The sequence below is a fragment of the Pseudomonas sp. 2FG genome (assembly GCF_005502935.1).
Taxonomy (GTDB): Bacteria; Pseudomonadota; Gammaproteobacteria; order Pseudomonadales; family Pseudomonadaceae; genus Aquipseudomonas.
In genome coordinates, this window is sequence record NZ_SCMP01000001.1 from 372235 (window position 1) to 391280 (window position 19046).

The 19046-nt window shown below is 62.0% G+C and carries 15 protein-coding genes, 4 tRNA genes and 2 pseudogenes; 4 read left to right on the forward strand and 17 right to left on the reverse strand.

What is annotated here, in order from left to right:
* Nucleotides 1–52: 52 nt before the first annotated feature.
* The 3 genes from FFS13_RS01665 to FFS13_RS01675 form a co-directional block, all read right to left on the reverse strand.
* Nucleotides 53–1057 carry an ArsJ-associated glyceraldehyde-3-phosphate dehydrogenase gene (locus tag FFS13_RS01665; protein ID WP_137817386.1) on the reverse strand — a complete coding sequence of 335 codons (1005 nt, stop codon included), beginning with the start codon at nt 1055–1057 and terminating at the stop codon, nt 53–55.
* 104 nt (nt 1058–1161) lie between these two features.
* Entirely contained in the window at nt 1162–1518 is a 357-nt protein-coding gene (locus tag FFS13_RS01670; RefSeq protein ID WP_137817387.1) for a metalloregulator ArsR/SmtB family transcription factor, read from the reverse strand.
* Nucleotides 1519–1807: 289 nt separating this feature from the next.
* Nucleotides 1808–1882, reverse strand: a tRNA-Arg gene (locus FFS13_RS01675).
* Nucleotides 1883–2127: 245 nt separating this feature from the next.
* On the opposite strand from FFS13_RS01675, the gene FFS13_RS01680 reads away from it, so the two are divergent.
* Entirely contained in the window at nt 2128–2610 is a 483-nt protein-coding gene (locus FFS13_RS01680) for a GNAT family N-acetyltransferase (protein WP_137817388.1), read from the forward strand.
* A gap of 3 nt (nt 2611–2613) precedes the next feature.
* Here the strand turns inward: FFS13_RS01680 and FFS13_RS01685 are convergent, their stop codons facing one another.
* Entirely contained in the window at nt 2614–3669 is a 1056-nt protein-coding gene (locus tag FFS13_RS01685; RefSeq protein WP_137817389.1) for a Glu/Leu/Phe/Val dehydrogenase dimerization domain-containing protein, read from the reverse strand.
* Between the two features lie 115 nt (nt 3670–3784).
* The gene (locus tag FFS13_RS01690) at nt 3785–7252 is read right to left on the reverse strand and encodes an indolepyruvate ferredoxin oxidoreductase family protein (RefSeq protein ID WP_137817390.1); all 3468 of its coding nucleotides are present in this window, start codon (nt 7250–7252) and stop codon (nt 3785–3787) included.
* Nucleotides 7253–7451: 199 nt separating this feature from the next.
* On the opposite strand from FFS13_RS01690, the gene FFS13_RS01695 reads away from it, so the two are divergent.
* Entirely contained in the window at nt 7452–7925 is a 474-nt protein-coding gene (locus FFS13_RS01695; protein WP_137817391.1) for an Lrp/AsnC family transcriptional regulator, read from the forward strand.
* 49 nt (nt 7926–7974) lie between these two features.
* Here the strand turns inward: FFS13_RS01695 and phnP are convergent, their stop codons facing one another.
* The 4 genes and pseudogenes from phnP to FFS13_RS01715 form a co-directional block, all read right to left on the reverse strand.
* Entirely contained in the window at nt 7975–8739 is a 765-nt protein-coding gene (phnP, locus tag FFS13_RS01700; RefSeq protein ID WP_137817392.1) for a phosphonate metabolism protein PhnP, read from the reverse strand.
* Complete coding sequence (phnN, locus tag FFS13_RS01705) at nt 8730–9305, reverse strand: phosphonate metabolism protein/1,5-bisphosphokinase (PRPP-forming) PhnN (RefSeq protein WP_137817393.1); 576 nt, start codon at nt 9303–9305, stop codon at nt 8730–8732. Before phnN ends, phnP begins: the two co-directional genes overlap by 10 nt.
* A gap of 2 nt (nt 9306–9307) precedes the next feature.
* Nucleotides 9308–9526: pseudogene (locus tag FFS13_RS01710) on the reverse strand (alpha-D-ribose 1-methylphosphonate 5-triphosphate diphosphatase); the annotation flags it as partial.
* 110 nt (nt 9527–9636) lie between these two features.
* Nucleotides 9637–9891 (reverse strand): annotated as a pseudogene (locus FFS13_RS01715) (ATP-binding cassette domain-containing protein); the annotation flags it as partial.
* A gap of 382 nt (nt 9892–10273) precedes the next feature.
* On the opposite strand from FFS13_RS01715, the gene FFS13_RS01720 reads away from it, so the two are divergent.
* Nucleotides 10274–10600, forward strand: a complete 327-nt coding sequence (locus FFS13_RS01720; RefSeq protein WP_137817394.1) for an Arc family DNA-binding protein — start codon at nt 10274–10276, stop codon at nt 10598–10600.
* Between the two features lie 62 nt (nt 10601–10662).
* Here FFS13_RS01720 and mgtE read toward each other — a convergent pair whose 3' ends face one another.
* Nucleotides 10663–12105: a magnesium transporter gene (gene mgtE / locus FFS13_RS01725; RefSeq protein ID WP_137817395.1), complete on the reverse strand. Its 1443-nt coding sequence runs from the start codon at nt 12103–12105 to the stop codon at nt 10663–10665.
* Nucleotides 12106–12428: 323 nt separating this feature from the next.
* On the opposite strand from mgtE, the gene FFS13_RS01730 reads away from it, so the two are divergent.
* A complete protein-coding gene (locus FFS13_RS01730; protein ID WP_137817396.1) occupies nt 12429–12932 on the forward strand; it encodes a DUF4124 domain-containing protein in 504 nt (167 codons plus the stop codon).
* A gap of 41 nt (nt 12933–12973) precedes the next feature.
* Here the strand turns inward: FFS13_RS01730 and FFS13_RS01735 are convergent.
* The 7 genes from FFS13_RS01735 to ltaE form a co-directional block, all read right to left on the reverse strand.
* A tRNA-Arg gene (locus FFS13_RS01735) sits at nt 12974–13050 on the reverse strand.
* An 84-nt stretch (nt 13051–13134) separates the two neighbouring features.
* Nucleotides 13135–13211: transfer RNA gene (locus tag FFS13_RS01740), tRNA-Arg, on the reverse strand.
* A gap of 106 nt (nt 13212–13317) precedes the next feature.
* A tRNA-Ser gene (locus FFS13_RS01745) sits at nt 13318–13408 on the reverse strand.
* Nucleotides 13409–13469: 61 nt separating this feature from the next.
* Entirely contained in the window at nt 13470–13655 is a 186-nt protein-coding gene (gene csrA, locus FFS13_RS01750) for a carbon storage regulator CsrA (protein WP_003283978.1), read from the reverse strand.
* Nucleotides 13656–13847: 192 nt separating this feature from the next.
* On the reverse strand, nt 13848–15083 hold the full coding sequence (locus FFS13_RS01755) for an aspartate kinase (protein WP_137817397.1): 1236 nt from the start codon (nt 15081–15083) through the stop codon (nt 13848–13850).
* A 99-nt stretch (nt 15084–15182) separates the two neighbouring features.
* A complete protein-coding gene (alaS, locus tag FFS13_RS01760; RefSeq protein ID WP_137817398.1) occupies nt 15183–17807 on the reverse strand; it encodes an alanine--tRNA ligase in 2625 nt (874 codons plus the stop codon).
* A gap of 121 nt (nt 17808–17928) precedes the next feature.
* Nucleotides 17929–18933: a low-specificity L-threonine aldolase gene (gene ltaE, locus FFS13_RS01765; RefSeq protein ID WP_137817399.1), complete on the reverse strand. Its 1005-nt coding sequence runs from the start codon at nt 18931–18933 to the stop codon at nt 17929–17931.
* Between the last annotated feature and the right edge of the window lie 113 nt (nt 18934–19046).

The following is a 19046-nucleotide window of genomic DNA, read 5'->3' on the forward strand; positions in this document are numbered from 1 at the left end:
GCCGCCGTGCGGGCGTTGATCGCGGGCATAGCCCGCTCCTACAGCCGGGATCTCAACCCGCCAGGCCGACCATGCGGGCCAATTCGACGGTACGGTTGGCATAGCCCCACTCGTTGTCATACCAGGCGTAGAGCTTCACCTGGGTGCCGTTGATGACCAGGGTCGACAGCGCATCGATGATCGAGGAACGCGGGTCGCTGCGGTAATCGATGGACACCAGCGGGCGCTCCTCATAGCCGAGGATGCCCTGCAGCTCGTTCTCGGCGGCGGCCTTGAGCAACTGGTTGACCTCCTCCACCGTGGTCGCGCGCTCCACTTCGAACACGCAGTCGGTCAGCGAGGCGTTGGCCAGCGGCACGCGCACGGCGTGGCCGTTCAGGCGCCCGCGCAGCTCGGGGAAGATCTCCGCGATGGCGCTGGCCGAGCCGGTGCTGGTCGGGATCAGGCTCATGCCCGAGGCGCGGGCGCGGCGCAGATCCTTGTGCTGCTGGTCGAGGATGCTCTGGGTGTTGGTCAGGTCGTGGATGGTGGTGATCGAGCCGTGGCGGATGCCGAGCTTCTCGTGGATCACCTTGATCACCGGGGCCAGGCAGTTGGTGGTGCAAGACGCGGCGGTGACGATGCGGTGCTCGGCCGGGTCGAACAGCTGCTGGTTGACGCCCATGACGACGTTCAGCGCGCCCTTCTCCTTCACCGGCGCGCTGACCACCACGCGCTTCACGCCCTGATCCAGGTAGGCCTGGAGCACGGCGACGGTTTTCATCTTGCCGCTGGCCTCGATCACCAGATCGCAGCCCGACCAGTCGCTGTCGGCGATCGCCTTGGTGGCGCTGACCTTGATCCGCTTACCGCCGATCACCACGCAATCGCCCTCGGCGCTGGCCTCGTGCTGCCAGCGGCCATGCACCGAATCGAAGTTCAACAGGTGCGCGTGGGTCGCCGCATCGCCCGCTGGGTCGTTGATCTGCACGAATTCCAGCTCCGGCCAGTCCCAGGCCGCGCGCAGGGCGAGACGACCGATGCGGCCGAAACCGTTGATACCTACTTTGATGGTCATGCTGTTGTTCTCTTGAGTCTGCTGTTACTGGGAGTCCGACTTGTCGAAGTCGAACTGAGCGATGTACTGGGCATGGGCCGGATGCTGGAGGGCGAGTGAATGGCTCAGCAGCAGGCGGCAACCCGCTCAGGCCGGTCACCCATTTCTTCGAGGCGTTTCGAGTCGGGACTGAGCCAGTGTTTGTTGGCGTCGAGCACGGTCGTCAGGATGCTGTGTACCCAGCCCGGCAAGTTCGGGTGCAGGCGGTAGTACACCCATTGCCCTTGCCGGCGATCCGCCAGTAACCCGCCGCTACGCAGTTGCGCCAGATGGCGGGAAACTTTCGGCTGGCTTAGATCGAGGGCGCAGGTCAGCTCGCAAACGCACAATTCTTGCTCGCAGGCGACCAGCAGCATCACTCGCACGCGGGTTTCATCGGCCAGGCATTTGAATACGGTCGTGGGTGTCAGGTGATCGGCCATGGCAAATGCCTTCGCTTACATATGATAAATCGAATATACGGAATAACGCATACTCAGTAAATCCCTACATATGACCGAACTGCACCCTCTCGGGTATCCGCAGCCGGGCGGGCCACTGATTAACGACGGGACAATGCGGCAGGCGTCACTCAGGCATGAGAGGCCTGGTGAAAGAACGATCGGGAGAGGGACTGCCTGACGAGTTGCCTATCAGTTCAAACCAAGGCAAACACGAACGGGCCGATAAGGCCCAGTAGCGACTTCAGCATGCCGATGAAGCCAGAAATGATGGTGTCCCCTGCTGGAGTCGAACCAGCATCTAGCCCTTAGGAGGGGCTTATTCTATCCATTGAACTAAGGAGACAAGGTGTGAGGCCGCGACAGATTCTACCCGTTTCCAATGTGCGGTTGAGGGATGTCCAGTAGAACCATCCACCCTTCCCATCACAGGGATACTCCATCCAGTTGAGCAACGGAAATCTGCCGACTATCGTGCTAAACAGTGCACGACAGGACAACGGGGCGGCATGTTAACGGCCGGCGAGATTTTTGTCATGCCGTAGCAATCCGCGTTACCCATACTCAACCGAACCTCGCAGGAGCGCCGCCATGTCACTCGCCCCCAATGCCGCTCACTTACCCGACTCGCCGTTCGCCACCTTCAGCCTGCGCGCCGCCTGCAGCGCGGATGCCGCCAAGCTCGCCAACCTGTTGCAACAACTGGGCAGCGATGACCCACGCCCCGACCCAACCCTGCTGGCTTTACGCCTGGCCGAGCTACCGGCCAGCCGCGAAGTGCTGGTGGCCGAGCGCGATGGCCAATTGCTCGGGACCTGCACGCTCAATCTGATCGAGCACCTGGCGCACAACTTCGCGCGCTCGGCAGTTCTCGAAGACATGGTGGTGGACAGCCAGCAACGTGGCCTGGGTATCGGCCAGGCGATGATCGAAAAAGCCGCCGAACGGGCCCGTACCTGGGGCTGCTACAAGCTGGCGCTCTCCACCAACCAGAGCCGCGAGGCCGCGCATGGTTTTTACGCGGCCCTGGGTTTTCAGCCCCATGGGATCAGTCTGGCGCTATCCCTGGAGTGATCCCTACTTCGCGCCGAAGCGTTCCTCGGCCAGGCGATCGGCGACGGCCGTGGTAGTGCGGCCTTCCTGATCGGCGCGGACGAAGATCTGCTGCAGGGTATTGCCGATGCCTTCGATATGCGCCTTCAACTCGGCGGCGCTGCCGCCACTGCGCTCGAAATACACATCGATGATGCCGCCGGCGTTGATCGCGTAGTCCGGCGCGTAGAGGCAGCCGTTGCGTTTCAGCTCCTCGGCCAGTTGCGCGTCGGCCAGTTGGTTGTTCGCCGCCCCGGCGATGATCGGCGCGCGCAGCGCTTCGAGGCTTTGCAGGTTGATGATGCCGCCCATGGCGCAGGGCGCGAAGACGTCCACATCCAGCCCGTAGATATCGTTCTGGCTCACCGCCTTGGCGCCCAGTTGCTCGACCGCGCGACGCACGTTGGCATCGACTATGTCGGTCACCCACAACTCGGCGCCGGCCTCTTTCAGGTGCCGGGCAAGGCTGAAGCCGACCTGGCCGACGCCCTGGATCGCCACCTTGAGACCACGCAGATCATCGCGGCGCAGGCGATGCTTCACTGCCACCTGAATGCCGATGAATACACCGTAGGCGGTGGACGGCGACGGGTCGCCATTGCGAATGCCACCGTCGAAGGCTTCGCGCTGCCCGGCGCCCGCCACATGGCGAGAGCGCTCGGCCATGATCTGCATTTCCGCCACGCCGGTGCCGGAGTCGGCGGCGGTGATGTAGCGCCCGCCCAGGCTGTCGACGAAATCGCCCATGGCCTGGAACAGCGCTTCGCTCTTGCCGGTATGCGGGTCGCCGATGATCACCGCCTTGCCGCCGCCCAGTGGCAGGTTGGCCAGGGCCGACTTGTAGGTCATGCCACGGGACAGCCGCAGCACGTCGCGCAGGGCCTGCTCGTCATTGGCGTAGGGCCACATGCGGCAGCCGCCGAGGGCCGGGCCGAGGTTGGTGTTGTGGATGGCGATGATGGCTTTCAGGCCGGAGGCCTTGTCGTGGCCGTAGACGACCTGCTCGTGACCATCGAATTCAACGTGGGAGAAAACGGACATGCTGGGACCTCGGGGTTTCTTGTCAGGGTTGGATTGGGAGAACGGCGGATACCCTCTCCCCAGCCCTCTCCCGTAAACGGGAGAGGGGGTTGCAGGTGATAGGATCAATTGAACGTCAGGCGGCTGACTCGAAGAGCCGCACCACTTGGAGATCACCGCCCAGCAGCCGGGTGCGCAGTTGCGCCTCATGCTCGCGGGCCTTGGCCATGGCGCGTTCCTTAACGTGGCCGTAGCCGCGGATCTGCTCGGGCAGCTCGGCGATAGCCACAGCCGTGCGGTAATTGTCCGCACGCAGGTGGGCCAGCAGCGCTTCGACGCTGTCCTCGTAGTGGTTGATCAGCTCGCGTTCCTGACGACGCTCCTCGCTGTAGGCGAACACGTCAAAGACGCTGCCACGCAGGCACTTGAACCTGGCCAGCAGACCGAAGGCGCGCAGCATCCAGGGGCCGAACTGACGCTTGCGCGGCTGGCCGGTAACCGGGTCGCGCTTGGCCAGCCAGGACGGCGCCAGGTGGAACTCCAGGTGGTAGTCGCCGCTGAACTGAGCCTCCAGTTGCTTGCGGAAATCACCGTTGCTGTAGAGCCGCGCCACTTCGTACTCGTCCTTGTAGGCCAGCACCTTGAAGTAGTAACGCGCCACGGCTTCGGTCAGTTGCTGGTCGACATCGCTGTCGGCCAGCCGCACGCGCTCCACCAGATCGCTGTAGCGCTTGGCGTAGGCGGCGTCCTGGTAGGCGGTGAGATGGTCGATGCGGAACTGGATGACTTCGTCCAGGGTTTCGCAGCTCGGCGCAACCGGCTCCACCGGCGTGGCCAGTTTCTCCACGGCCGGCAGGTCATGGGCGGCGCGGCGGCCCCAGAGGAAGGCCTCGCAGTTGAGCTTCACCGCCACGCCGTTGAGCGTGATGGCCTGCTCGATGGCGGCGGCGGAGACCGGTACCAAGCCCTTTTGGTAGGCGTAGCCGAGCATGAACAGGTTCGTGGCGATGCTGTCGCCGAGCAGGCGGGTGGCCAGGCGCGTGGCATCGATGAAGTGGGTCTTGTCTTGGCCCACCGCCTCGACCAGCGCTTCCTGCATGGCTTGCCCCGGTACCTGGGCATCCGGGTTGCGGGTGAACTCGGCGGTGGCCGCCTCATGACTGTTCACCACGGCGGTGGCGATGCGCTCGTTGAGCTTGGCCAGCGCTTCTTCACTGGCGGCGACGACCAGATCGCAGCCGAGCAGCAGGTCGGTCTCACCGGCGGCGATGCGCACGGCATAGATGTCGTCCTGTTTGGCGGCAACGCGGATATGGGTGATCACCGGGCCGAACTTCTGCGCCAGACCGGCCTGGTCGAGCACGCTGCAGCCCTTGCCTTCGAGGTGCGCGGCCATGCCCAGCAGCGCGCCGACAGTGGTCACGCCGCTGCCGCCGACACCCGGCAGGAGAATGTTCCACGGCCGCTCCAGGGTGGGCTGGATCGGCTCCGGCAGTGCCGCGAATACCACACCGGCACCTACCGCTTCCGGCTGGCGCAGGCTGCCGCCATGCACTGTGACGAAGCTCGGGCAGAAGCCATCGACACAGCTGAAATCCTTGTTGCAGGAGTTCTGATCGATCTCGCGCTTGCGCCCCAGCTCGGTCTCCAGCGGCAGCACCGACAGGCAGTTGGACTTCACACTGCAATCGCCGCAACCCTCGCATACCGCCGGATTGATGAAGGCACGTTTGGCCGGATCGACCAGCTTGCCACGCTTGCGCCGACGGCGCTTCTCGGTGGCGCAGGTCTGGTCGTAGATGATCACCGAGGTGCCCTTGAACTCGCGCAGCTCGCGTTGCACGGCATCCAGTTCGCGGCGGTGGTGAAAGCTGACGATGGGCGCGAAGGTGGTGCGGGTCGGGTACTTCTCCGGCTCATCGGTGACCAGGGCGATGCGTTTCACGCCTTCGGCGAACACCTGCTGACTGAGCTGATCGACGCGCAGCTCGCCGTCGATCGGCTGGCCGCCGGTCATGGCCACCGCATCGTTGTAGAGGATCTTGTAGGTGATATTCACCCCGGAGGCGACCGCCGCCCGCAGGGCCAACTGACCGGAGTGGAAGTAGGTGCCGTCGCCGAGGTTCTGGAAGATATGCGGGGTGTCGGTGAACGGCGCCTGGCCGATCCAGGTCGCGCCCTCGCCGCCCATCTGGGTGAAGGTGTCGGTGTTGCGGTCCATCCACTGGGTCATGTAATGGCAGCCGATGCCGCCCTGGGCGCGACTGCCTTCCGGCAGCTTGGTCGAGCTGTTGTGCGGGCAGCCGGAGCAGAAGTGCGGGGTGCGCACTGTGTTGTGCTTGGGCGCGGCCAGGGCCTGTTCCTTGGCGGCGAGGAAGGCCAGGCGCGACTCGATCTGCTCGCTGCTGTAGATCGGCGCCAGGCGCTTGGCTATGACCCGGGCGATCATCGCCGGGGTCAGCTCGCTGAGGTTCGGCAGCAGGGAATTGCCGGCCTCGTCGAACTCGCCGACCACCCGTGGGCGCTTGCCCACCGGCCAGTTGTAGAGCTGGCCGGTCAGTTGGTCCTCGATGATGCTGCGCTTCTCTTCCACCACCAGGATTTCGTCCAGGCCCTCGGCGAACTCGTGCACCGAGACCGGCTCCAGCGGCCAGCTCATGCCGACCTTGAGCACCCGCAGGCCGACCTTGGCGCACAGCTCGTCGTCCAGGCCGAGGTCGACCAGGGCCTGGCGCACATCGAGGTAGGACTTGCCGGTGGTGATGATGCCGAGGCGCGGATTGGGCGAGTCGAGCGTCACCTGGTTGAGCTTGTTGGCGCGGGCGAAGGCACGGGCGGCGTAGATCTTGTAGATGTTGAGGCGTTTTTCCTGGGCCAGCGGCGGGTCCGGCCAACGGATGTGCACACCGTCTTCCGGCAGCTCGAAGTCTTCGGGAATCCGTACCTCGACCCGCAGTGGGTTGACATCCACCACCGCCGAGGAGTCGACATTCTCGGCGATGGTCTTCAGCGCCACCCAGCAACCGCTGTAACGCGACAGCTCCCAGCCGATGATGCCGTAGTCGAGGATTTCCTGGACGTTGGCCGGGTTCAGCACCGGGATCGAGGCGGCGATGAAGGCATGCTCGCTCTGGTTGGCGATGCTCGAGGATTTGCAGCCGTGGTCGTCACCGGCCAATAACAACACGCCGCCATGGGCCGACACGCCGGCCGAGTTGCCGTGCTTGAACACGTCACCGCAGCGGTCCACACCAGGGCCCTTGCCGTACCACATGGAAAACACGCCGTCGTAACGCGCGCCGGGGAACAGACTGGTCTGCTGGCTGCCCCAGACTGAGGTGGCGGCGAGCTCTTCGTTGACCCCGGGCTGGAAGTGGATGGCGTTTTCCTGAAGGAAGGGCTTGGCCTCCCACAGGCTCTTGTCGAGGTTGCCCAAGGGCGAGCCGCGATAACCGGAAATGAAACAGGCGGTGTTCAGGCCATGGGCCCTGTCACGCTGTTTTTGCAGCATCGGTAGGCGGGTCAGCGCCTGGGTGCCGGTGAGGTAGAGATGACCGGTTGCGAGTCGGTACTTGTCATCCAGGCGGATTTCGGCCAGAGACATGCGGCGCTCCTTTTATATTTATATGGCGACCTTGCGTGGCAACGGTAAATGCCACGCTGGAAATTCCAGCACAGGATCACTGCGCTGGCGGCTGGCTAAAATATGACTTGGCTGAACGGATTTTTTCTTTCTCTTTTCGAGGTTGAACGCCAATATTGCGCATGATCAAACCTATAAAAATAAAATTTCGGGAATATTCATGCAGATTAAATTGAGTGCTATCGATCGCAAGATTCTCCGCCTGCTGCAGCACAACGCCGACCTCTCGGCGGCAGAGATCGCCGAACGCGTGGAATTGTCGCAATCGCCCTGCTGGCGGCGGATTCATCGCATGCAGGAAGAAGGCGTGATCGAACGCAAGGTCGCCCTGCTCAACCCGCAACGTCTGGGCCTGAGCATGACGGTGTTCGTCAACGTCAAACTCTCCGGCCACGGCCGCCGCTATCTGGCCGAATTCGAGGAAGCCATCACCGGTTACCCCGAGGTGCTGGAGTGCTACACCATGGCCGGTGGCATGGACTATCTATTGAAGGTGGTGACGCCGGACATCGCCAGCTACGAGCGCTTCCTGCGGGATCACTTGCTGCAAAAGCCGCATGTGCAGGAGGCCCATTCGAATATCGCCATGAGCGAAGTCAAACGCACCACGGAGTTGCCGCTGGATCTGGTTTAACCGGCCCATGAATAGCGCTATGACCAACGCCGTCAATCCGGCGCAAAACTCAGATGCTCAAGCCATCGAAGGCCAGGCTGACACCCGGCGGCAGGCTATCGGGATGATCCAGCAGCCAGGCGTCGAAACTGTGGCCTATGTGGGTCAGCAACGCCTCGCCCGGTTGCAACTGCTCGATCACCTGCAGGGCGCGGGTCAGGTCGTTGTGGTTGCGCGGCGCCTGGGGCTGCGGCGCGGTGGAGCAATCCAGCACCAGCACATCCAACGGTTTAGCGGCGAGGAAGGCGGCGGTCTCCGGCGGCACGCCGACCGTGTCGGTCAGGTAAGCGATGCGCCGGCCCTGAGCGTCCAACTCCGCTTCTTCAAATAGATAGCCAAAGGTCGACTTGGAATGGGTCAGCGGCAGGGCCGTGACCCTCAATTCGCCCAACTGGCGGCGCTCGAAGGCGGCGAACGGCTGGGAAAAATCGAGAATCCCCGGATGCTTGTAGAGATCGGCAAAGCCTTCCGGGTCGGCCGGGCCATGCACAGGAATCACCAGCCCTTGACCCCAGCGCAATTGCAGCAGGCCCTGGGCGTGGTCGGCGTGGTAGTGGGTCTGCAGGATGCCGCTCAGCGAGTGCGGCGGGAAGCGCTCGGTCAGATCGCTCAGACCGCTGTCGATCAACCAACGCTGCCCTCCACATTCGACCAACGCACAGCAGGGCCCGCGGCGGTGCTGCGGGTAAACCCTGGCCCTGTCGCAAGCCACGCAACTGCAACCGTAGACCGGCACTTGGCGAGCATCGCCGGTGCCGAGCAGGGTCAGGCGCATGCGCGACTCTCGCCGATCAGGTCGAGCAGGTCTGCCACGGTTTGCTCGAAGTGGTCGGAGTTGTCGAGGGTATGCAGCTGGGCGCTGTTGCCCTCGCCTTCTGGGTTCGCACTGGCTTGCAATTGCGCGTTACGGGCCAGCCTGGCCTCGATCTCTTCGACAGACTCGCGCCCCCGTGCCAGCAAGCGCTGACGCAATACCTCGCTATCGACTGTCAGCAAGATGGCGAGCAAATTCGGGTAGCGCTGGCGTGCCTGCGGCAGATAGGCCCGCGAGCCATTGACCAGCACGTCATGCCCGGCCGCCAGCCAGCCGTCGATCTGCTTGGGGATGCCATACGCCAGGCCATTGGCGCGCCAGCTCATGGCAAACGCACCTTCGGCCTCCAGCCGGTCGAACTGCTCCGGCGTGACCGGCTGGGCGTCCTCGCCAACCGCCTCGGCCGAGCGGGTGATCACCCGCCGGACGATCCGGCAGCCACCCGCTTCCAGCGTCGCGCGGGCGGCTTGTAGCAGGCTGTCCTTGCCTGACCCCGAAGGGCCGATCAAATAAATCAGCTTGCCCATGTTCAGAACACTCTCTTGCCTTGGCGCCAGACCTGTTGGATCACCGCCTGCCCCGCCTGCCCCTTGGCCTGCAGCAAATCCGCCCGCAAACCCGGGCGAATCTCGCCACGATCCACCAGCCCGGCCGCCTGGGCCGGCGCGCGGCTGACGGTGCCGATAGCCTTGGGTAAATCATACCCGTTGTCCTGCCCGGTCAGCAGTAAAGCCGCCGGCAACAGGCTCGTTGCGTCAGCGCCCGGGCGATAGCCATGCGCTGCGTCGTCCGGTCAGCCAGGCCGACGCGCGCCAAGGCCTCCACAGGGCGCGCTGCCTTTCTTCAGTCCTGAACCTACCGGAGACGCCGCACTTCACCATTCAAGCGGCCGTGCGCCTGAACTTCGCGGCCCAGCACCCGGATGCTGCCACCCGCGCTGCGATCGCAACAGGCCAGGCCAGCCAGGTGCCGCAACAAGGTGGACTTTCCCGAGCCGGAGGCACCGATCAACGCGACCATCTCGCCCGGCTGCACGGACAACGCCAAGTCGTACAGCGCCTGCTTGCCGCCGAACGTCTTGTTCAGGCTCTCAACACGGATCACTGCGCTCATGGGCTTGCCCTCTCATTAACTGTTGCTGGGCGACTACCGGCCGCCATCTGGTGTAGACCAAGATAGGCAAAGCCTGTGTCAGCCCCGTTAATCGGGGTGACGCTTAGGTGACCATCAGTTTAAATTTTTATGCGGCAGCTGCTCTGGGACAGTCGTTTTGCCCAGTAACGCGCATTTCTGACAACTGGTGCAGGCAAAAAGCCAGCACTCCTGCCAAAATACACCATAGAATTGGCGTTAATTAGCAGCTGCAGTGACCGCAAGGTCATTGAGATGCAAACCGCGATCCTGGTTGAACGGCTAGTGCTAATGATGGTCAAACCGGTGACAATCATGCGGCTCATTGCCAGCATCGTTTCCCTGAACTAACCGGTTTAAATGTATGCGCCCCATGAAACAGGCTATTTACTCCAGCCGTACGGCTGACAAATTCGTCGTTCGCTTGCCCGATGGCATGCGCGAACGCATCGCCGATGTCGCACGCAACCACCATCGCAGCATGAACTCCGAGATCATTGCGCGCCTTGAGCAGAGCATGCTTCAGGAAGGGGCGCTGGATGACGACCTCAGCATGCGTTTGGACAGACCCGAACTGTCACTGCATGAGCGCGAACTACTGCAACACTTCCGCCAACTGTCACGACGCCAGCAGAATGCTCTGGTTGCCCTGATCGCCCCTGACACAGAACCAAGCGCCGAAGGGGCTTAAACAGCACTCGAGACAACCCTTGCCCATAAAAAATCGCCATCGGCGGTTTTATGGGCGACGACTTAGAGCAAGAACAGTGTCGCCAGCCCGAGGAAGATGAAGAAACCACCACTATCGGTCACCGCGGTAATCATTACACTGGAGCCCAAAGCCGGATCGCGCCCCATGCGTACCAACGTCATCGGGATCAATACGCCCATCAACGCCGCCAGCAACAGATTGAGCGTCATCGCCCCGGTCATGACCAGGCCCAGTGACCAACTGCCGTAAAGCAGGTAAGCGACAATCCCGATCACCCCGCCCCATACCACCCCATTGAACAGCGACACCGCCAGTTCCTTGCGCATCAACCGCGAGGTATTGCCGGTACTCACCTGATCCAGCGCCATCGCCCGCACGATCATGGTGATCGTCTGGTTCCCGGAGTTACCGCCGATACCCGCAACTATGGGCATCAGCGCGGCCAATGCCACCAGCTTCTCGATCGAGCCCTCGAACAGGCCAATCACGCGCGAGGCGATAAAGGCGGTGATCAGGTTGATCGCCAGCCAAGCCCAACGGTTACGCAGCGACTTCCACACCGAGGCGAAGATATCTTCTTCTTCGCGCAGACCGGCCATGTTCAGCACTTCGGCTTCACTTTCTTCACGGATCAAGTCGACCATTTCGTCGATGGTCAGACGGCCGATCAGCTTGCCGTTCTTGTCCACCACCGGGGCGGAAATCAAGTCATAGCGTTCGAAAGCCTGGGCGGCATCGTAGGCATCCTCATCCGGGTGGAAGCTCACCGGATCGTCGGCCATTACCTCGGCTACCTGCTTATCCGGGTCGTTGACCAACAGGCGCTTGATCGGCAACACGCCCTTCAGCACACCGTCATAATCGACCACGAACAGCTTATCGGTATGCCCCGGCAACTCTTTCAGGCGGCGCAGGTAGCGCAACACCACCTCCAGGCTGACATCCTCGCGGATGGTGACCATCTCGAAGTCCATCAGGGCACCGACCTGATCCTCTTCATAGGACAACGCCGAACGCACGCGCTCACGCTGCTGCGCGTCGAGCGTCTCCATCAGTTCGTGAACTACGTCGCGGGGCAGCTCAGGCGCCAGGTCAGCCAACTCGTCGGCGTCCATTTCCCTGGCGGCCGCGAGTATCTCGTGATCGTCCATGTCGGCGATCAGCGTTTCCCGCACCGAATCCGAGACTTCGAGGAGGATGTCACCATCGCGCTCGGCCTTGACCAACTGCCAGACGGTCAGACGGTCGGCCAGCGGCAAGGCTTCGAGGATATGGGCAACGTCGGCAGAGTGCAGATCATCGAGCTTGCGCTGCAGCTCGGCGAGATTCTGTCGGTGAACCAGGTTCTCTACGAGATCCCGGTGCTGGCCTTCCTGACGATGGGTCAGGTCTTCGACCAGTTTGTGGCGATGCAGCAGTTCGACTACCTGAGCCAGGCGGTCCTGCAGGCTTTCTTGCGGTTTTTTTGCTTCTACTTCAGTCATAGCGCACTCCACCCCCAGCGGCAGGGCACGCCAAAAGGGATCAATCCGTCAGTTCATGATTGGACAATCGAGATTCTGAATTACTACTGGGTAAGTCCATGGTGGTATTCCATAAGCCCCGGCGGGGCTGACGGGAGAAATGATAACACTGCTCAATGGCTTTGCACGTTACAAAATCTAGGCAAGAACAAGCGCTTGCATCACAAAGTTCAGTCTTGCCTGAATCCTCGAACTCCGACGCAGAGCACTTTCAACAGGACACTACTGGCGAGAGAAAAAGCACGCGCTAAGCTTGCTCGACGACCGTCAAGGAGGACGTCCCCATGCATAGACTGCTAGGCGCAGCATTCTGCGCCACTTTGCTTTGCCCTTCCCCGCTACTGCTGGCCTCGACTGTGTTCCGCTGCGAAGACGCCAAGGGTAATGTCACCTTCACCCTGCAGGGCTGCCCAATGGCGCACAGGCAGCAACTGCAAAACGCCGACAACCCAACCCCCGGCAGCGACAAACCCGTGCCCCTGGCGAAAACTGCCAAGGGCAAGCGCTCAAGTAAAACCAGTAAAAAAGCAAAGGCCAGCGAACTGGTGGTGGTCGGCGAGCAACAGGATGGCTGTGGCAACCGCGTCACGGGCAGCGCTCGCCGCGCCGCGATGATTCAGAAGGAAGTACGCGCCGGCATGACTCGCGCGGATGTAGAGAGCACCCTGGGCAAACCGGACAAGATCAGCAGCCAGAACGGCCAACTGCGTTACCAATACCGCAACAATGAAGGCCGCAGCCGCCAGGTCAGCTTCGACGAGAATGGCTGCGTCCGCGGCAAACGCTAGACAAAGAAAAAGGGCCTGCAGCAATGCAGGCCCTTTCGGTATGGTGCACTCAGGAGGATTCGAACCTCCGACCGCTCGGTTCGTAGCCGAGTACTCTATCCAGCTGAGCTATGAGTGCATTTTTACAACACCCGGAGACTGCCTAAGCGCGCCTCTGGTTAAAACAAAATGGCCCGCATCGCTGCAAACCATTCTTTGAATATGGTGCACTCAGGAGGATTCGAACCTCCGACCGCTCGGTTCGTAGCCGAGTACTCTATCCAGCTGAGCTATGAGTGCACGAGTGACGCAAATTATAAAGCTTCGAATCTGACGGTCAACTAATTTTTCCAGTAATTTCAACAGCTTACCAAAAAACCAACTGCATCAACTTCGTTATAAATAATGGCGGAGAAGGGGGGATTCGAACCCCCGACACCCTTTTGAGATGTACTCCCTTAGCAGGGGAGCGCCTTCGGCCACTCGGCCACCTCTCCGCAACACGGGGCGCATCATATCCATCTTTGCCCCGTTTGCAAAGCCAAAAATTGATAAAAATTAGTGGCTTGGTTCTTGGTCCTTCTCTTTCTGGATGCGCTGGTAGATTTCCTCACGGTGCACGGCAACTTCCTTGGGCGCGTTAACGCCAATGCGCACCTGATTACCTTTCACACCCAACACGGTGACAGTGACATCGTCACCCACCATCAGGGTCTCTCCGACCCGGCGAGTCAGAATCAGCATTCCCTTTCTCCTCACGGATTACAGTTCAGGACAACAAACAGTCTGCAAAATTAAAATGGTGGCAGTCCCCGTCAATCTCAAGCACCGGAGACCTTCACCCAAGTATTGACTAGTGTGGGCAGAAAGAAAGTTCCGCCACCTCCGCCAAAATGGCGAAAGGCGCGGGATCAACCGCGCCTTTCGGGCAACGCCTCATTCGCCCTGTCGGGCCGGAGCGTCCAATTCGAAAGCGGTGTGCAACGCACGCACGGCCAGCTCCAGGTATTTCTCTTCGATTACCACCGACACCTTGATTTCCGAGGTCGAGATCATCTGAATATTGATGCTCTCCTTGGCCAGCGCTTCGAACATACGGCTGGCCACGCCCGCGTGGGAACGCATACCGACGCCGACGATGGAGACCTTGGCGATTTTCAGATCGCCGCTGACTTCCCGCGCATTGATCTCACGAGCGGTCTGCTCGAGTACCTGCTGGGCGTTCTGGTAGTCATTGCGGTGTACGGTGAAGGTGAAGTCGGTGGTGTTATCGTGCGCGACATTCTGCACGATCATGTCCACTTCGATATTCGCGGCACTGATCGGGCCGAGGATCTTGAAGGCCACGCCAGGAATATCCGGCACGCCACGGATGGTCAGCTTGGCTTCGTCGCGGTTGAAGGCGATGCCGGAGATGATCGGCTGTTCCATGGATTCCTCTTCATCAATAGTAATGAGGGTGCCCGGCCCCTCTTGGAAGCTGTGCAGCACGCGCAGCGGGACGTTGTACTTGCCGGCGAACTCCACCGAGCGGATTTGCAGCACCTTGGAGCCAAGGCTGGCCATTTCCAGCATTTCCTCGAAGGTGATCTTGTCCAAACGCTGAGCCTGCGGCACGACGCGCGGATCCGTGGTGTAGACACCATCCACATCGGTATAGATCTGGCACTCATCGGCCTTCAGTGCGGCAGCCAGGGCCACGCCCGTGGTGTCGGAACCGCCACGCCCAAGCGTCGTGATATTGCCGTGCTCATCCACGCCCTGGAAACCCGCGACTACCACTACACGGCCGGCCTTGAGGTCGGCACGAATCTTCTGGTCATCGATCTGCAGGATACGCGCCTTGTTGTGCGCGCTGTCCGTCAGGATGCGTACCTGGTTGCCAGTGTAGGACACCGCCGGCACGCCACGCTTGATCAGCGCCATGGTCAGCAGGGCGATGGTCACCTGTTCACCGGTGGAGACCATCACGTCCAGCTCACGCGGTACCGGCTGGTCGCTGATCTGCTTAGCCAGGTCGATCAGGCGGTTGGTCTCGCCACTCATGGCGGATAACACAATCACCAAGTCATCGCCCGCTTCGCGGAATTTTTTGACCTTCTCGGCTACCTGCTCGATACGCTCGACGGTGCCGACGGAGGTGCCCCCAAACTTCTGTACGATCAAAGCCATTTCAAAGCCGCCTCAGCCCGTGAAGGGCGCCCATTAAACATTCAACTCAACCCATCGCCAAGGCCCGCCGGGCGGCGGGCGGGCAACTTGAGCCAAGCGTTAAAGACCTTGTTCGACGAAAGGCACAGTCAGCGCCAGCGCGGCATCCAGCGCCGCGGCATCGACACCACCACCCTGCGCCATATCCGGACGGCCACCGCCTTTACCGCCGACCGCCGCCGCCGCCTGCTTCATCAGCTCGCCGGCTTTCAACTGCGCGGTCAGATCCTGAGTGACACCCGCGACCAGCACGACCTTGTCATCCAGCACACCGCCGAGGAGGATCACCGCCCGACCGAGTTTGTTCTTCAGTTGATCGACCAGTGCCAGCAGCGCCTTGCCATCCAGACCATCCAGACGCGCCGCCAGGACTTTCACGCCGTTGACCTCGACCGCCGAACCGGACAGGTCATCACCCGCGGCGCTGGCGGCCTTGGCCTTCAGCTGCTCCAGCTCTTTTTCCAGCTGACGATTGCGCTCGACCAGGCCGATCAACTTGTCCAGCAGGTTGTCGCGGCTGCCCTTGACCAGCACCGCGGCTTCTTTCAGTTGCTCTTCGGCGTTATTCAGGTAGGCCAGCGCTTGCGCGCCGGTGACCGCCTCGATGCGCCGCACACCCGCCGCCACACCACCTTCGCTGGTGATCTTGAGCAGGGCGATATCACCGGTACGAGAGACGTGGGTGCCACCGCACAGCTCGACGGAAAAGCCGCCGCCCATGGTCAGCACGCGCACATTGTCGCCGTACTTCTCACCGAACAGCGCCATGGCACCCTTGGTCTTGGCGGTTTCGATGTCGGTTTCTTCGGTCTCGACCGCGGAATTCTGGCGAATCTCGGCATTGACTATGTCTTCCAGTGCCTTCAGTTGCTCGGGCTTGATCGCCTCGAAGTGGCTGAAGTCGAAGCGCAGACGCTGACTGTCGACCAGCGAGCCCTTCTGCTGGACGTGCTCGCCCAGCACCTGACGCAGCGCGGCATGCAACAAGTGGGTGGCGGAGTGATTCAGCGCGGTGGCCTGACGCACACCGGCATCGACCTCGGCCTCGACCTCGGCGCCGAGGTTCAGGCTGCCCTGAGCGACGATGCCATGGTGCAGGAAGGCGCCGCCGGCCTTGGTGGTGTCGCGCACGTCGAAACGCACGCCGCTACCGTCCAGATAACCGCAGTCACCGACCTGGCCGCCAGACTCGGCGTAGAACGGCGTCTGATCGAGGACGACCACGCCCTCCTCGCCTTCATTGATCCGCTCGACGGCCTGACCGTCCTGAAACAGCGCAACGATCCGACCGCCGCCCGAGGTGCCTTCGTAGCCGAGGAAACGGGTCTCGCTGTCCACCTTGACCAGGCTGTTGTAATCCATGCCGAACGAGCTGGCCGAGCGGGCGCGCACGCGCTGGCCTTCCATTGCACGCTCGAAGCCGGCCTCGTCGATGCTCAGGCCACGCTCGCGGGCGATATCGCCAGTCAGATCGACCGGGAAGCCGTAGGTGTCGTACAGCTTGAACAGGGTCTCGCCGGGGATCATCTTGCCCTTCAGGCCGACCAGATCCAGCTCGAGAATCTTCAGGCCCTGCTCCAGGGTCTTGGCGAACTGCTCTTCCTCGGTCTTCAGCACGCGCTCGATGTGCGCCTGCTGCTGCTTCAGCTCCGGGAAGGCCTCGCCCATCTCGGCCACCAGCGCGGCGACTATCCGATAGAAGAAGCTGCCCTTGGCGCCCAGCTTGTTGCCGTGGCGGCAGGCACGACGAATGATGCGGCGCAGCACATAACCGCGGCCTTCGTTGGACGGCGTCACGCCGTCGGCGATCAGGAAGCCGCAGGAGCGGATGTGGTCGGCCACTACCTTCAACGACGGCTGCTCGTCGTTGCCGCAGCCGATGGCCTTGGCGCCAGCGACCAGCAGGTTCTGGAACAGGTCGATCTGGTAGTTCGAGTGCACGTGCTGCAGCACCGCGCTGATCCGCTCCAGGCCCATGCCGGTGTCGACCGACGGCGCCGGTAGCGGGTGCAGCACGCCATCGGCGGTGCGGTTGAACTGCATGAAGACGTTGTTCCAGATCTCGATATAACGATCACCGTCTTCTTCCGGCGAGCCCGGTGGGCCGCCCCAGATGTCGGCGCCGTGATCGTAGAAGATCTCGGTGCAGGGGCCACACGGGCCGGTATCGCCCATGGTCCAGAAGTTGTCGGAGGCGTACGGCGCGCCTTTGTTGTCGCCGATCCGCACCATGCGCTCGGCCGGCACGCCGACTTCTTTGGTCCAGATGTCATAGGCCTCGTCATCGCTGGCATAGACGGTGACCCACAGCTTGTCCTTCGGCAGGTTCAGCCATTTGTCCGAGGTCAGGAACTGCCAGGCGTAGTTGATCGCATCGCGCTTGAAGTAGTCGCCGAAGCTGAAGTTACCCAGCATTTCGAAGAAGGTGTGGTGGCGCGCGGTGTAACCGACGTTTTCCAGGTCGTTATGCTTGCCGCCGGCGCGGACGCACTTCTGGCTGCTGACGGCGCGGGTATAAGCGCGCTTTTCCTGGCCCAGGAAGCAGTCCTTGAACTGGTTCATCCCCGCGTTGGTGAACAGCAGGGTCGGGTCGTTGCCCGGGATCAGAGAGCTGGAGGCGACACGGGTGTGGCCCTGCTCTTCGAAGAAGCGGAGGAAGGCTTCACGGATTTCTGCGCTTTTCATAGGTTCTTCCACGGAAAATGCGGCCACGAATCGCCGACAAAGGGCCGCATTATATCGGCCTCGCGGCTTCGGGCTAGTGTCTTTGTACGATAGTTAACGACTATTGGAACTAGATTTGCAGTCAGTGCAGACGAAAGGCGGCAAATGCCTCGATCACCTTGCGGGTATCAGCGCTCGACACATCCAGGTGCGTGACCAGGCGCAAGCGCTCTGCGGCGGTCACCTTGACCCCGCGCTCGGCCAAAAAACCCTTGAGTGCGGGCGCCTGCGGGCCCAGCTGCACATAGACCATGTTGGTCTGCACCGGCTCGACCCTATAGCCCAGCTCACACAGCCCTTCGGCCAGCAAGGCGGCGTTGGCGTGATCCTCGGCCAGGCGTTCGACCTGATGCTGCAGCGCGTACAGCCCCGCCGCCGCTAGAATCCCGGCTTGCCGCATGCCGCCACCGACCATTTTGCGCAACCGCCGCGCCTTGCCGATCAGCTCCGCGCTGCCGCAGAGCACCGAACCGATTGGCGCGCCGAGCCCCTTGGAGAGGCAGACCGAGACCGAATCGAAGTGCTGGGTGATCTCCCGCGCCTCCACCCCCAGCTTGACCGCCGCGTTGTACAGGCGGGCGCCGTCCAGATGCAGCGCCAAGCCATGCTCGCGCGTGAGCTGGCGGGCGGCGGCCAGGTAGGTCAACGGCAGCACCTTGCTCTGCATGGTGTTTTCCAGCGCCAACAAGCGGGTGCGGGCGAAATGGAAGTCGTCCGGTTTGATCGCCGCCGCCACCCGGACCAGATCGAGCGTGCCGTCGGCCTCGACTGCCAGCGGCTGCGGCTGGATCGAGCCGAGCACCGCCGCTCCGCCGCCCTCATATTTATAGGTATGCGCTTCCTGCCCGACTATGTACTCGTCACCGCGCTCACAGTGCGCCATCAGCCCGAGCAGGTTACTCATGGTGCCAGTGGGCACGAACAGGCCTTCAGCAAAACCTAAGCGGCTGGCTAAGTGCCGCTCCAGGCGCTTGACCGTCGGATCCTCGCCATACACATCGTCGCCGACCTCCGCGCGCAACATGGCCTCACGCATACCGGCGGTGGGCTGGGTGACGGTGTCGCTACGCAGATCGATAACAGACATGGGGCAGGCTCCTGAAAGGGCGGAAAGCCCGATGCTAAAGCGCCCCAAGAGGACAAACAAGCTACAGATGACGCTGCACAGTGACGGCTACACGTTTTCCTATCGCAGGATCC

Bases quoted from the DNA above. Each gene is read 5' to 3' on its own strand.
- FFS13_RS01665 (WP_137817386.1), bottom strand. From the start codon at position 1,057: ATGACCATCAAAGTAGGTATCAACGGTTTCGGCCGCATCGGTCGTCTC.
- FFS13_RS01670 (WP_137817387.1), bottom strand. From the start codon at position 1,518: ATGGCCGATCACCTGACACCCACGACCGTATTCAAATGCCTGGCCGAT.
- FFS13_RS01680 (WP_137817388.1), top strand. From the start codon at position 2,128: ATGTCACTCGCCCCCAATGCCGCTCACTTACCCGACTCGCCGTTCGCC.
- FFS13_RS01685 (WP_137817389.1), bottom strand. From the start codon at position 3,669: ATGTCCGTTTTCTCCCACGTTGAATTCGATGGTCACGAGCAGGTCGTC.
- FFS13_RS01690 (WP_137817390.1), bottom strand. From the start codon at position 7,252: ATGTCTCTGGCCGAAATCCGCCTGGATGACAAGTACCGACTCGCAACC.
- FFS13_RS01695 (WP_137817391.1), top strand. From the start codon at position 7,452: ATGCAGATTAAATTGAGTGCTATCGATCGCAAGATTCTCCGCCTGCTG.
- phnP (WP_137817392.1), bottom strand. From the start codon at position 8,739: ATGCGCCTGACCCTGCTCGGCACCGGCGATGCTCGCCAAGTGCCGGTC.
- phnN (WP_137817393.1), bottom strand. From the start codon at position 9,305: ATGGGCAAGCTGATTTATTTGATCGGCCCTTCGGGGTCAGGCAAGGAC.
- FFS13_RS01720 (WP_137817394.1), top strand. From the start codon at position 10,274: ATGCGCCCCATGAAACAGGCTATTTACTCCAGCCGTACGGCTGACAAA.
- mgtE (WP_137817395.1), bottom strand. From the start codon at position 12,105: ATGACTGAAGTAGAAGCAAAAAAACCGCAAGAAAGCCTGCAGGACCGC.
- FFS13_RS01730 (WP_137817396.1), top strand. From the start codon at position 12,429: ATGCATAGACTGCTAGGCGCAGCATTCTGCGCCACTTTGCTTTGCCCT.
- csrA (WP_003283978.1), bottom strand. From the start codon at position 13,655: ATGCTGATTCTGACTCGCCGGGTCGGAGAGACCCTGATGGTGGGTGAC.
- FFS13_RS01755 (WP_137817397.1), bottom strand. From the start codon at position 15,083: ATGGCTTTGATCGTACAGAAGTTTGGGGGCACCTCCGTCGGCACCGTC.
- alaS (WP_137817398.1), bottom strand. From the start codon at position 17,807: ATGAAAAGCGCAGAAATCCGTGAAGCCTTCCTCCGCTTCTTCGAAGAG.
- ltaE (WP_137817399.1), bottom strand. From the start codon at position 18,933: ATGTCTGTTATCGATCTGCGTAGCGACACCGTCACCCAGCCCACCGCC.